The sequence below is a fragment of the Lederbergia graminis genome (assembly GCF_042655485.1).
In the GTDB taxonomy this organism is placed as follows: Bacteria; Bacillota; Bacilli; order Bacillales; family Bacillaceae_C; genus Lederbergia; species Lederbergia graminis.
Window position 1 is genome coordinate 1 of record NZ_JBHSMC010000025.1, and the last position, 13,704, is coordinate 13,704.

The 13,704-nt window shown below is 39.8% G+C and carries 8 protein-coding genes; 4 read left to right on the forward strand and 4 right to left on the reverse strand.

Features of this window, described 5'->3' with window-relative positions; genetic code table 11:
* Window positions 1–230: 230 nt before the first annotated feature.
* Complete coding sequence (locus tag ACFPM4_RS16370; protein ID WP_382354093.1) at window positions 231–1,442, reverse strand: IS4 family transposase; 1,212 nt, start codon at window positions 1,440–1,442, stop codon at window positions 231–233.
* A gap of 319 nt (window positions 1,443–1,761) precedes the next feature.
* On the opposite strand from ACFPM4_RS16370, the gene ACFPM4_RS16375 reads away from it, so the two are divergent.
* The 4 genes from ACFPM4_RS16375 (at window position 1,762) to ACFPM4_RS16390 (ending at window position 11,131) form a co-directional block, all read left to right on the forward strand.
* A complete protein-coding gene (locus ACFPM4_RS16375; protein ID WP_382354096.1) occupies window positions 1,762–3,291 on the forward strand; it encodes an alpha-L-arabinofuranosidase C-terminal domain-containing protein in 1,530 nt (509 codons plus the stop codon).
* Window positions 3,292–3,422: 131 nt separating this feature from the next.
* Window positions 3,423–6,065, forward strand: coding sequence for an alpha-L-rhamnosidase (locus ACFPM4_RS16380; protein WP_382354099.1), 2,643 nt, complete (start codon window positions 3,423–3,425; stop codon window positions 6,063–6,065).
* 51 nt (window positions 6,066–6,116) lie between these two features.
* Complete coding sequence (locus ACFPM4_RS16385; RefSeq protein WP_382354102.1) at window positions 6,117–6,878, forward strand: sugar phosphate isomerase/epimerase family protein; 762 nt, start codon at window positions 6,117–6,119, stop codon at window positions 6,876–6,878.
* A gap of 347 nt (window positions 6,879–7,225) precedes the next feature.
* Window positions 7,226–11,131, forward strand: coding sequence for a carbohydrate-binding protein (locus tag ACFPM4_RS16390; protein ID WP_382354105.1), 3,906 nt, complete (start codon window positions 7,226–7,228; stop codon window positions 11,129–11,131).
* Between the two features lie 61 nt (window positions 11,132–11,192).
* Here ACFPM4_RS16390 and ACFPM4_RS16395 read toward each other — a convergent pair whose 3' ends face one another.
* From ACFPM4_RS16395 to ACFPM4_RS16405, 3 genes are all read right to left on the reverse strand, one after another.
* Complete coding sequence (locus ACFPM4_RS16395; protein ID WP_382354108.1) at window positions 11,193–11,450, reverse strand: DUF2533 family protein; 258 nt, start codon at window positions 11,448–11,450, stop codon at window positions 11,193–11,195.
* Entirely contained in the window at window positions 11,447–11,674 is a 228-nt protein-coding gene (locus ACFPM4_RS16400; RefSeq protein WP_144928238.1) for a Spo0E family sporulation regulatory protein-aspartic acid phosphatase, read from the reverse strand. Before ACFPM4_RS16400 ends, ACFPM4_RS16395 begins: the two co-directional genes overlap by 4 nt.
* Window positions 11,675–12,785: 1,111 nt before the next feature.
* Window positions 12,786–13,631: a mechanosensitive ion channel family protein gene (locus tag ACFPM4_RS16405; protein ID WP_382354111.1), complete on the reverse strand. Its 846-nt coding sequence runs from the start codon at window positions 13,629–13,631 to the stop codon at window positions 12,786–12,788.
* Between the last annotated feature and the right edge of the window lie 73 nt (window positions 13,632–13,704).

Here is a 13,704-nt window from a genome sequence, read left to right on the forward strand (position 1 = left end):
TCAAAAAAGGCTGGGATATTTAAACCCAACCTCTTATTTTGAAGCACATTATTTAGCGGTTTAATAAACAATTATGGAATGTCCACTTTTAGGGGGCTTGACCACCACTAGCGTTGCATAGCTTGAAAATAAATGAATAAATAGATAATTTTACCAGTAAAACTTTCAGGTAAGAGTAAAAACGAGGATCTGGTTCTATAAATGAATCAGTTCCCTTTTTTTTACATATTTTACTTTTTGATATAATGCTCTTTTGATATTGGACTTACAATTGCACTTTCAAAACCGAAATTTATTTCTCTGGCAGGTTTATCGGGAATCTTTTGCCTTCCCTTACTGGGTTTAAGTTTTCTATTAAATTCTGCCTGAACTTCTTCCCATGGATCCATTAAATATTGACGTATTGTTCTTAAGAACGTCCAAATCTCACGATTTGGTTCCCTCAGCAGCCTCATAATTTCTAGTAATCCAAAAGTAATTAGTGCAATAAATAGTTGATTCCAAATACCAGTTGGGGATTGGCTATATAAATGGTCTACTTTGACGTGTTGTTTTAACCATTTAAAGAATAATTCGATATACCAACGGCTTTTATAGGTATCCAATATTTCTTGTTCGCTTAAGTCCAATCGATTTGTAAGAAGACGATAGGATGTTCCCTCTTCATCGATAAATTCTATTAGTTTTAATTTTTCTGGCCTAGTTCTGATAGAAATTAATTCATATCTAGTTACATTCGGAAGGTCAGATTTATAGGATCTTAAAGTTTCAAAACGGAACGTTTTTTTGATCCTCACAAGAAATTTAACCTGTTTTTGGAGCCACCCACCCATTTTGGTTTTTTCAGCATACCCTCTATCCATTACATATAATGTATTGTCTGGCTCAATTAAATAGTTAACGGCATCTATGTCTGAAATATTTGCGGTAGATGGAATCATCTTTTCAGGAAATACACTGTCAGACGAGGCTACCGCTAGACGTAAATGAATTTTAACGCCGCTAGAATCTTTCGAGACAGCAGTCCAATTAGATGCATTGTTAGGCAATTTGATATGAGAAGAATCTATGATTCTTAAAAGGCCTACATTAGGGTTTAACCCTTTAGATTTACCAGCTTTAAGAAACTTGTATTGCTGGGCAATACGGCTAAGCATATCTGCAAGTTCATTTGTATTTAAGGTCGCCAGTCGACGACTTAATGTAGAGGAACTAATAGATTTTAAATCTAATTCTTGCCTTATTTGTTTCTTTGAACGTATGCCAATTTCAATTTCATCTAGGCTTTCCCATCGAAATAACCCAGCTAAAAGGAATATTTTAACTAGAGACTCATCCGTTAACTTTTTATAATCGTAATTATGTAATGGGCATGAAAAAGTATTACGAGGTAATAAAGATAAATATTGACGAAAGACTAATTTTTGGTCTACACTATTCATACATTGTGTGCTCCTTTGTAAGTGTAGGGAACTGATTTAGTCATCGTTACCAACACTACAATAGGAGCTTTTTCTATTTTTATCAATATTTATGTTCATTTTACATTTTTTTACTGCTGTGCAACGCTAGTGCTTGACCACAGGCACCCGTACAATTCAGAATAGTTCCAGAGTTGTTTCGGTGCCAGGCACCCACCCAATTCAGAATAGTGCCGGAGTTGTTTTGGTGCCAGGTACCAAAACAAAGGCACCAAAACAAGGAGGCACGTAAACAGAAGGTACCGAAACAGAGGAGGCACATGAATGATGGAGGATGAAAATGGCAGTAAATATTGAGGTGAATGAAAATAGGCGTTATGGCATAAGAAGCCCGTTAATTTATGGGCATTTTATTGAACATTTTCACAGGCAAATTTATGACGGGATTTATGATCCTGAGTCACCTTTGGCAGACGAGGATGGATTTCGGACTGATATTATCGAGGCTATGAAAAAAATTAAAGTTCCGATACTCAGGTGGCCAGGTGGATGTTTTGTATCATCCTATCATTGGAAGGAGGGTGTTGGTGATAATAGAAAACCTTTCTTTGATAAAGCATGGCGGGTAGAGGACCCGAATACATTTGGTACTGATGAATTTATAAAGTTGTGTCAAAAGATAGGGTGTGAACCTTATATTTGTACAAATGCAGGAACCGGTACAGCAGAAGAAATGAGTGATTGGGTTGAGTATTGCAATTTGGATCACGAAGGACAATATGCAAAATGGAGAATTCAAAATGGATTTCGCGATCCACACAATGTGAAGTATTGGAGTATCGGAAACGAAAATTATGGTTCTTGGGAAATTGGTGCAAAATCAGCAGAGGAGTGGGGACGACTAGTACGAGAAGCAGGCAAAATGATGAAGCATGTCGATCCACAGGCTGAACTTTCTGCTGCAGCACTTCCAAATATTGAATGGAATATAAACTTACTTAAAAATGCTGGTGAGTTTATCGATTGGGTTTCCATACATGAATATTGGGACATGGTCCCTGAGAAGAATGATTTAGCAACCTATGAGCAATGTATGGCATTCACGAAGCATATTGATCATGCCGTAGAGGAAGTTCGAGGACTTTTAAAGGCGATGAAATTAGATAAAAAAATAAAAATTGCCTTTGATGAATGGAACCTTAGAAGCTGGCATCATCCGAATGTGCATACAATTAAGCAAGGAATTCATAAGAAGGATTATATAGATCCTCGAGATAAAAATGATGACAATAGCCAATATACGATGGCTGATGCAATATTTACAGCAAGCTTCTTAAGTGCGATGAATCGAAATTGTGACATTGTAGGTTTGGCAAATTTCGCCCCTATTTTAAACACGAGAGGATGTTTATATAGCAATTCTGAAGGCATCGTTTTAAGAAGCACATACCATGTATTTGATTTATATGTTAATTATCTTGGAGATACAATTATTGATTCATGGTCTGAAGAAGTACCTACTATGAAAGTAAATCATAAAAATGGGGTGGAAATAGAAATAGAGAGTCTTGATATACTTGCAACCAAATGGATAGATAAACCAGGTATCGCCTTAGCAATCATCAATAAGCTTTCAGATGAAGGCCAGACTATTACTCTATCATTTCCATTTCCACCTACAGGAAAAAGTGTGAGCTTATATGGCATTAGTGGAGAAGCCCCTGATTCCTATAATGATGTCGGAAAAAATGAAATCACCATTTTTAAAGAAGATCTAGGCGACTACTCAAAGAATATGGAAATACAGTTGAAATCTCACTCTGTTAATATTATTCAAATTGGTGCCAGGCACCCACTCAATTCTGAATAGTATTAGAGATGTTTCGGTGCCAGGCACCCGTACAATTCCGAATAGTGTCAGAGATGTTTCGGTGCCAGGCACCTATACAAAGGCACCTATACAAAGAGGCACCTATACCAAGTTAAAAGGAGGCAAGTTGGATGGAAGTTACTCGTATGATGTGTAATCGGATGGTGAATCCGTTAGGTTATTCGTTGGACAGGCCAAGGTTAAGTTGGGTTACGGAAGCGGATGATGCGACGAAGCAGATTGCTTGTCAGGTGCAGGTCGCAGCTGATGAAGCATTCGATACTATTTTACATGATAGTGGACAAAGCAAAGTGATTGATAGTATTGGGTATACGTTACCGATGAAGCTGGAACCATGTACGAGGTATTACTGGAGAGTATACGTTTGGACAGATGCTGGGGAAGTAAGAAGTCCTATCGCATGGTTTGAAACGGCAAAGATGGATGAACCTTGGCAGGGGAAATGGATTACTCCTGAATGGGAAGATAACTCCATTCATCCATATGTAAGGAAAGGATTTGACATTAACAAAGAAGTTGCCCAAGCTCGATTATATATTTGTGGTTTAGGATTGTATGAAGCGGAAATGAATGGGAAACGGATAGGGAATGAGCATTTAAGCCCCTATTTCAATAGTTATACAGATTGGCTTCAATATCAAACCTTTGACGTAACAGATCATCTATCACAAGGAAAAAATGTGTTAGGTGCGATGTTGGGAAATGGTTGGTATAAGGGACGATTTGGTTTTACGAATGAAAAGGGGATTTATGGGGATCGCTTTGCATTACTATGTGAGTTAGTTGTCCACTATACAGATGGAAGCACAGACATTATTGCTACGGATGAAAGCTGGAAAACAAAACCTTCCTATATAATGGGAGGCAATATTTACGATGGGGAAGTTCAAGATGCAAATAAATTAGTGAAAGACTGGTCCACCCCTACTATCCTTGATGACGATTGGGACGGCGTACGTACGATTGATATTGACTTTAACTTGTTAGAAGCACGGCGAAGTATTCCTGTTTTAATAAAAGAAACGATCCAGCCTATTGAGGTCATTCATACACCGAAAGGGGAAGTAGTCCTGGATATGGGCCAAAATATGGTAGGTTGGGTTCGTTTTAACATCGATGCCCCGAAAGATACGGTTATTAATCTTCAATATGGAGAAGACATGCAGGATGGCTGTTTTTACCGGGAAAATCTGCGCTCAGCTAAGGCGGAATTCACCTACATCTCAAACGGAGAACCGAGAGAAGTCCAGCCACATTTTACATTTTACGGATTCCGTTATGTAAAAGTAGAAGGCTGGCAAGAAGAAGTAAAACCGGAAGATTTCACTGGCTGTGTCGTCTATTCCGATTTGGAGACAATCGGACATATTGAAACTTCTAACCCAATGGTAAATAGACTATTTTTAAACACGATGTGGGGACAAAAAGGGAATTTCCTTGATGTACCGACAGATTGTCCACAACGTGATGAGCGGATGGGATGGACCGGTGATGCGCAAGTCTTTTCCGGAACTGCTTGCTTTAATATGGATTCAAATGCGTTTTTCCATAAATACTTATATGATCTTGCCAAAGAACAAAAGAATCTGGATGGAGTAGTACCGCATTTCATCCCAAGCATCGGTTTAAGTAAAAAAGTTGAGGATCGATATCAAGATGCGGGTTCCAGTGCCTGGTCGGAAGCGGCGACAGTCATACCTTGGAATGTCTATCTTCATTATGGAGATAAGGCGATACTAGAGCAACAGCTTCATAGTATGAAAGATTATGTGGATAGCATTAGGAGACAAGACGATGGTAGCAGGCTCTGGAATACTGGTTTTCACTTTGGTGATTGGTTAGCATTGGATGGAGAGGGCGATGAATTCCATCGAAGTGGTGGTACGCCAACCGATTTAATCGCCACAGCATGCTATGCCTATTCCGCAGGATTGGTTGCAAAGGCTGCTCGCGTTTTAGGTGAAAAAAAGCTAGCCAAGGAGTATGAACGACTTTCCAAGGAAGTAAAGCAAGCATTTTGTGAAGAATTTGTCACCCCTCGAGGTCGGCTTGTAGTAAATACACAGACAGCTCACATTCTAGCATTATTTATGGATCTAGTACCGGATAAGTTACGAAAAAGAATACTAGACTCATTAGTGAAAAATCTTGAAGAAAATAACTACTACCTAAAAACAGGCTTTGTTGGCACACCGTATTTCTGCCGGGTGTTATCGGAAAATGGCTACAATGATTTGGCATATCGTCTATTGCTGAATGAGGAATTTCCAAGCTGGTTATATTCGGTAAAACTTGGCGCAACAACTATCTGGGAAAGATGGAACTCGCTTTTACCAGATGGGAGATTCGGAGAGCTTGGGATGAACTCGTTAAACCATTATACGTATGGCTCCATTGTAGAATGGATGTACCGAAACATGTGTGGAATCAATCCAGTAGAAGAGTTCCCAGGTTTTAAAAGGGTTCGCTTAGCTCCTCAACCGAATGCACAATTACAATATGCAAAAGCAACACTGAACTCGGCTGCAGGACGATATGAAAGTGGTTGGAGGTATGAAGAGGATAACGTTCATTACCATTTCCGCATCCCATTCGACGCCCAAGCAGAATTGATTTTACCATCCGCTAAAATAAGTACGACGGTAGTAAATGGAGTACCGCTCCAAGAACAGAAACAGATTCGTTGCTCGGAACAAGAAGATCGTTTGATCATCATGCTGAAAACAGGAACATATGAAATACAAGTTTCATAACTAGCATATTTGGACCTCCGAAACAATTTATTGGAAAAAGGAGAAGATAACATGCGTTTAGGCTGTTGTACCGATATTGCGAATGCTGCTATCGTCAAACAGGCAGGCTTCGACTTTCTAGAATGTACGGTCACATCACTGATGACGGAAGATGAGAATGAATTTCAAGCTATTTTAAAAAAGTATAAAGAAAGTCCACTCCCTGTGAAAGTATGTAATGTATTTTTGCCTGGAAATATGAAGATTGTTGGAAGTTCCGTCGATTACAAAGTGATTGAATGCTATGTGGCAACTGCTCTATCAAGGGTGAAGAAAATTGGTGCAAAAAAAGTAGTGTTTGGAAGTGGTGGAGCGAGATCGTTGCCAGCTGATTTTTCTACAGAAGAAGGGGAACAACAAATCGTCGAGTTTTTAAAAATGGTTGCCGATTATGCGGAGTTAAATGAAATTACGGTAGTCATTGAACCGCTGAATAAAAAAGAGAGTAATATTATTAATAGTATTCCAGACGCGGTTTCACTTGCTAAGCGAGTGGACCGCGAATCAATCCAAGTGCTTGCTGACTTCTATCATATGGAGGAAGAAGAGGAAGCATTAGAAAATATCATCGAGGGCAAGGATTTCCTTAAGCATATTCATATAGCAGATTCTGCTAGATTAGCTCCTGGTACAGGAAGCTATCCTTATCAACAATTTGTTTCTTGTTTAAAAGAAGCGAATTATGAGGGGCTCGTTTCTATTGAATGCAGGTGGGACGATTTTGAAACTGAAGTATATGAAGCTAGAAAATTCTTATCGGAGTTGTTTGTATAATACGTAAAACGTGGTGTCACCAACCTTGTTAGGGGTGTTAGCGCCACGTTTTTCATTCATATACCATTCCGCCTATTACAAAAGAATCATTTTGTCCCGCTACTATCCTTTTATATTAAGCCTATTATATATGATAACTTACTATTCTATATATATTGTAAGTAATACTAACTTTCCTTCTTATCCTTACAAGACAACCCCAAAATCATACACTCATACACAAAAAACAACAGAACAAAGGAAAGTTAAAAAGTGAGGTGAAAACGTTTTCTGAATTCTGGGTTATGAGGACCAGACTGTGCAACATTCAATAACTATATTGGGCAAAGTGCTAAAGGAGGTTTATGATGAGACGATTTCGTTGGTTGGTGTTGATGTTAGTAGCTTTTTTAGTTTTTCCAACTAGTTCGTTTGCGTATACGAATCCATTTCAGTTAAGTGACTCGTGGACATGGAATAATGGGGATTTTTATGGTGAAGGCGATCCGTATATTCTGAAGCATAATGGGATTTATTATCTGTATGTAAGTACGGTGGATGACAAGAGTGGTGTAAAGGCGTGGACTTCTGAGGATCTTGTTAATTGGGAGTACGCAGGACTTGTGACCGAAGAGGCGAGCACGAAGGCCGCTTATGCACCGGAAGTTACCTACTGGAACGGAGAATTTTACATGTACACGTCCCCAGGTGGGCATGGTCACTACGTGTATAAAAGTTCGAGTCCACTTGGACCTTTCGTGCAACAAACAGGAAATCTCGGTAGAGGGATTGATGGTCATGTATTCATTGATGACGATGGCCAGTGGTACTTCTACGGAACGGGTGCCAATTTTATAAGCGCCTATAAAATGTTGGATCCATATACATTTGGTCCTGAAATTAATACTGGTGCAGAAATGAAAGGCTGGACAGAAGGGGCAACCGTTTTTAAAAGACATGGAAAATATTATATGACCTATACAGGAAACCACGTTTGGAGTAAAGGCTATCGCATTAATTATGCTACAAGTACTTCTCCAACTGGAGTATTCATGGAAGATCCAACGCAAAATCCACTACTGTTACAAACAGAAGGGGAGAATGTTGGACTAGGGCATAATTCGATTATTAGAGGACCAGATTTAGATTCAGAATTTATCGTTTATCATAGTCATGCAAATCCGGGCCGGTACATGAATATGGACCGCATCGCTTGGAATGGCGATAAGATGCTTGTTCTTGGACCAACAACTTTCGAGCAAGAGAATCCGAGTTTGCCAGATTTCAGTGATCGTTTTAAAAGAAATGAGATTGGTTCAGAATGGTCTGTAATTAATGGTGGAACATGGTCCATTGAAAATAATGCACTTTTACAAACGGAAAGTAGCGAAGATAATCGTATTATTACATCGTATCAATCTGCAGCCAATTTTACAGCGGAATTCAATATGACGCTGCTGGAAAAAGGCGAGAATCCGCATTATGGAGCCATTTTTTCTTATGTAGATGAGAATAATTATGGGGTTGCTGTTCTAAATCCAGAGGAGAATCTTTTGGAGACGAATATTATGGTTGATGGCAGTGAGCTTGGCTGGGAAACTTCTGAACTTCCAGATGAATTTAACTACGAAGCACTCCACACTATTCGCGTCGAGAAAAAAGAATCAGAAGTAAAGGTTTTTGTAGATGGGATGCATAAGCAAACACGCAATGTTGAGTCGCTTGCTGGAGGTGCAATTGGTTACACAACAAACAATGTACAAGCAGAGTTCGGCTATATTGCTACGAGTAATCATGTAGATGGCAGCAATATTTTCGAAGTCCATAAACCGTTACCGGGTTCTGTGGAAGCTGTTCATTATTCAAATTATCATGCTTTAGGAGAGGTAAACGATACTTATCGTAAAGATGAAGTAGATATTCGTCCAAATTCAGAAGGTGGTTACAGTGCTCACTTGGCAGAGCAGGAATGGCTCGAGTATAACGTGAATATCGAGTCTGATTCCACTTATAGTTTTAATGTACGAGTTGCAGCAGAAGCGAATGCGAAAATCCGCATATTACTAGATGGGGAGACGGATCTAACAGGAGCTGTCGATGTAGCGAATTCCGGTAATGAATGGCGTAACCTCACACTTAATAACATTTCACTCCCTGAAGGAAAGCACACACTGGAGGTAGAAGTGATTTCTGGCGAAGTAAATTTTGCAAAACTTGATGTGAACAAGTATGAGGATGCACCTATTTATTTCGAAGATTTTAATAGTGGAGTTGCGGAAGGGTGGCAGCAATTCGAAGGTAGCTGGCGTGTAGATACAGGTAATATTAATACAGATGTGTTTGATGGGTATAAGCCAATTCCAGGAAATGTTCAAGCTGCATATTACATTACTGGTGGTGAAGGTGTCGCCTACCATGATACAACGCCACAAAATATTGGTGGTGAACGCCGAGATGACGCTGTTGATATTCGTACAAAGCCAGGTGGTGGAACCGCTGTTGGTTGGAACCAGACAGGCGAATGGTTGAAGTACAATGTTGATATTAAGAGTTCCGGACTTTATGACCTCAAAATGGAATATGGTACTACTTTTACATCCGGGAAGATCCGTTTCTGGTTGGATGACGAAATAGATTTAACAGGAGTCGTTGATGTTCCTTCTACAGGTGACTGGAATAACTGGCAGGAGCTAACAATAAAAGATGTTGAATTACCAGCAGGAAAGCATACGTTAAAGGTTGAAATTGTGGAAGGCGAATATGATATTGCTAAATTCAATTTCAGCTCAAACAGCATATACCAACCAATTCCAGGGTCCTTTGCATCCAATGCAACACTTGCCCAAGGAGAAACACACACAGTAAAAGTTAAGCCTGAAGAAGCGGGTGTTTATGCCCTTGATTTTATTGGAAAAAATACGACTGCAAACACGCAAGTCAAGTTTATCTTAAATAACGATGTTGTACTAGGTGAATATTCGTTAACAGATCCGATAACTCTTGAATTACCAGCAGGAGAACAGGAACTAACACTTGAGGTAGTGAGTGGAGAGTTAAGTTTTACAACGTTACACTTCCATACATTTGCAGAAGCACACGCATTACCAGGTAAAATCATGGCGGTTGATTATATGCTTGGTGGCGAAGGTGTTGCTTACCATGACAAGACGGTCGCGAATATTGGTGGCCAATACCGATTTGATACCGTTGATATTCGTAATCATCCAGACGGTTCATTCAATATTGGATGGAATCAACCTGGTGAATGGTATAAATACAAAGTGGATATTGCAACAACAGGTAACTATGTCATGGAAATGAATGTTGCGACAACAATACCCGGGACCCAAGTGCGTGTGTGGCTCGATGACGAAGTTGATTTGACAGGTATTATCACTGTTCCGCAAACGGGTAACTGGGATAATTGGGTCAGCTTTATAAAAGACGGGATTACATTGCCAGCTGGAGAGCATACAATCAAAGTGGAAACGATAAGTGGGGAATTTGATTTTCATCATATTAGCTTCCATGATGCAAGCGATTATGAAATCGTAGAGCAGGAAGGTACATTGCGTTCTGGAGCGGGTACTTATGGAAAAATGACATACGGTGATAGCTCTTGGCATGACTATATTGTCGAAGCTGATCTGCAAGTCGTCGATGGAAATGGCGATGGTGGAATTCTGTTCCGTGTTCAAAACCCAGTAGATGGCAAGGAATTGAACCATAATAGCGCAGATATGCTGCAAGGTTATGTTGCCTTTATTAATCAGGGTGGTGTTCATCTCGGTAAGTTTAATTATAATTGGCAATATATCACAGGTGCGAGCTTGGATGTCCCAATTGATGAGGTCCAACATGTGAAAGTTGTAGCCGAGGGTACAAATATTAAAGTGTATGTTGGTGACATGGAGACTCCAAAGATTGACTACACAGACAACAGTGCCAATGCTTACACACATGGGAAAATCGGTGTACGAAGCTTCTTAAGTGATACGAAGTATGACAATATATATGTACGTCCACTGGAAGCAACAGTAGATTCAGCGCGTGAGTTAGTCGACTATTTTTACGAAAAGGATGAAATAGAACACTCACTGTATAAGTTGGTACAAAACAAACTTCGCCAAGTTGAACATCATAACTCCAAAGGTAGAGGAGATATGGCAGCCAAGTTTCTATCAGATATAATTTCACATCTGGAAAAACAGTCTAGTAAAATAACAGACCGTGCCTCCGAAAAAATAAAAGTGATATTAGAGGATCTAAAATAAAAAAACAGCTACCGGGGCAACCCCTGGTGGCTGTTTTTTCTATTTTACCCTAAACTCCCTATTAATTAGCCATTCTCCCAACATATTCTTGAACCATTTCAGGTGTAACAAGTTGACGTGTTGGGATAAAACGAAGATTTATTTTATTGATTTCTCTCGTTACTGCATTAATTTTCTCCGTTGAAAAAATCTTCCCTTGTTTGCATAAGGTAATAGCTTCTTCAATATACAATTCACGTTGCTGATCTAATTCTAGGAACCGATTATACATCGCATTTTGATTCTTCGCATGTTGGGCTAATTCTAAATGTACACTCATTTTCCAATATTCACTCCGTTTCCAGCAACCTGACTTCTACGGTCAGAAAGCAGTAAAAGATGTCTATTCTCGGGCTTATACAAGTCATTTAATAAATCGTCTAATTGACGGCTTATTTTCAGTGTTTCAGGGTGATTCAGTCCATGAAGCTTTCCAACTCGGACCATGGCCTGTCTAGTAATATAAATATCTTTTAACAGATCGCGTTCTGTTTCATAGACCATACAAGACACCCACCTACTGTTTATTGTCGTGCCAAGTGTCACTATATTATCCACGAAAATATAGTAACAGCCTATCATCAATAGTTACTATTTATTAAAATAGTATTATTTTATTATAGGAAATAATAACTATGATGTAAAGCGATTTCCTAGAAGAAAACATTGATATATAAGCAATCTTAGCCTCTTTGAAAAATACGCTTCTAATTTGAACTGGTAGGAAGTGGAATGAATGATAGGGTTATTACTGTAGCTCATAATGTGAGAGTTTAGTGGGGGAGAGGTGTAGCGGCTGAGAACCTTTTTGGATGATATTAGAGGGAGTGGCGTAAGAAATCGTTTATCGTGCCCAGCTCGGAAGAAAATAATCATAAGAGGTCACGATGGAAGTTCTATCGTTCCCTCATCAGGAGAGATTGGGTAGAGGTGGTCACGCAGGAGCGTTCAACGTGCCCGCTTCGGGAGAAATTAGATAGAGTCGGTCACGCAAGCGAGTTTATCGTGCCCACTTCGAGAGAAAATGGATGTAGGTGGTCACGTTGGAACGTCCATTGTGCCCGCTTCGGGAGAAATTGGATGTAGGTGGTCACGTTGGAACGTCCATCGTGCCCACTTCAAGGGAAATTGGATGTAGGTGGTCACGCAAGCTAGTTTATCGTGCCCACTTCGAGAGAAAATGGATGAGGTGGTAACGTTGGAACGTCCATCGTGACCTCATCAGGAGAGATTGGGTAGAGGTAGTCACGCAGGAGCGTTCAACGTGCCCGCTTCGGGAGAAAATGGATGGAGCTGGTCACGCAGGAGCGTTCATCGTTCCCACTTCGAGAAATATTGGATGTAGGTGGTCACGCAACGAAGTTCAACGTGCCCACTTCGGTAGAAATTAGGTGGAGTCGGTCACGCAAGGTCGTTCATCGTGCCCACCTCAGAAAAAATTAAGCATAGGAGGTCATGCAGCAAGCCCCAATGTATCAACCTCCATGAAAAATAGACTCACACAGCAAACTCCACTATATCACCGCATACAAAATTAGCCGTAACCCAGCGCATTCCCAACCAAATAAAAAAACTCCAACGATGCAAATATGCACCTTTGGAGTTCCCACCAAAGTTAGGAGTTTGTGCTATTTTGTTGGACAAGCACTTGGTGTGGGAAAGGCATTTTAATTCCTTGGAGGTCGAATTCTTCTTTAATTGTCTTGCGTAATTCGCGTTCGACGCCCCATTGCTCATTGTTCTTTGTTTTGGCAATGACGCGCAACACAACCTCAGATGTTCCAAGGGCTTGCACACCAATAACATTAGGGCCATCCACAATTACATCGCTATTCTGAGCAGCAACGCGATCACAGGCTGATTGGATAATCCTTATTGCTTGATCAATATCGTCATCATAGGAAATGCGAATGTCAACTAGTGCGCGCATCGTCCCGCGTGAATGATTACTAACACTGATAATTTCGCGGTTAGGGATAAAATGTAATGTTCCATCAAAGCCGCGAATTTGTGTTGTTCGTAAACCGACAGATTCAACGACGCCATCTATGCTTCCAATGGTGACATATTCATTTACTTCTATTTGTTTTTCTAATAAAAGAAAGAATCCAGTCACAACATCGCTAACAAGTCCTTGTGCACCGAATCCAATCGCAAGGCCGACAATCCCAGCACCTGCAATCAAACTACCAATGGGAAGTCCGAGAACACCAAATATAGTAGCTACTAGTGTAAAAATTAACACGTATGATAGAACATTTTCAGCTAACTTATGTAACGTAATCGCACGACTTTTGGTAATTTCATTTCGACTCGCAAGCCTCGTAAATACACGATTAATCATTGTAGAACCGATTCTTTTTACTATCGCAAAGACAATTAAAATCCCTATTATTTTTAAAGCGATAATACCGGCATGGACAAGTAATCCTTCCCAATCAAATTTCTTCCAATCAAACAAAAAAATCTTCCTTTCCTATGCTTTATGTCCATAGGATACACGTATATTTTCTTTTTATAAATAGTTTTTTAAA

Excerpts from the sequence above, each read along its gene's own strand:
- ACFPM4_RS16370 (WP_382354093.1), bottom strand. The coding sequence starts at position 1,442 with ATGAATAGTGTAGACCAAAAATTAGTCTTTCGTCAATATTTATCTTTA.
- ACFPM4_RS16390 (WP_382354105.1), top strand. The coding sequence starts at position 7,226 with ATGAGACGATTTCGTTGGTTGGTGTTGATGTTAGTAGCTTTTTTAGTT.
- ACFPM4_RS16385 (WP_382354102.1), top strand. The coding sequence starts at position 6,117 with ATGCGTTTAGGCTGTTGTACCGATATTGCGAATGCTGCTATCGTCAAA.
- ACFPM4_RS16380 (WP_382354099.1), top strand. The coding sequence starts at position 3,423 with ATGGAAGTTACTCGTATGATGTGTAATCGGATGGTGAATCCGTTAGGT.
- ACFPM4_RS16395 (WP_382354108.1), bottom strand. The coding sequence starts at position 11,450 with ATGAGTGTACATTTAGAATTAGCCCAACATGCGAAGAATCAAAATGCG.
- ACFPM4_RS16375 (WP_382354096.1), top strand. The coding sequence starts at position 1,762 with ATGGCAGTAAATATTGAGGTGAATGAAAATAGGCGTTATGGCATAAGA.
- ACFPM4_RS16400 (WP_144928238.1), bottom strand. The coding sequence starts at position 11,674 with ATGGTCTATGAAACAGAACGCGATCTGTTAAAAGATATTTATATTACT.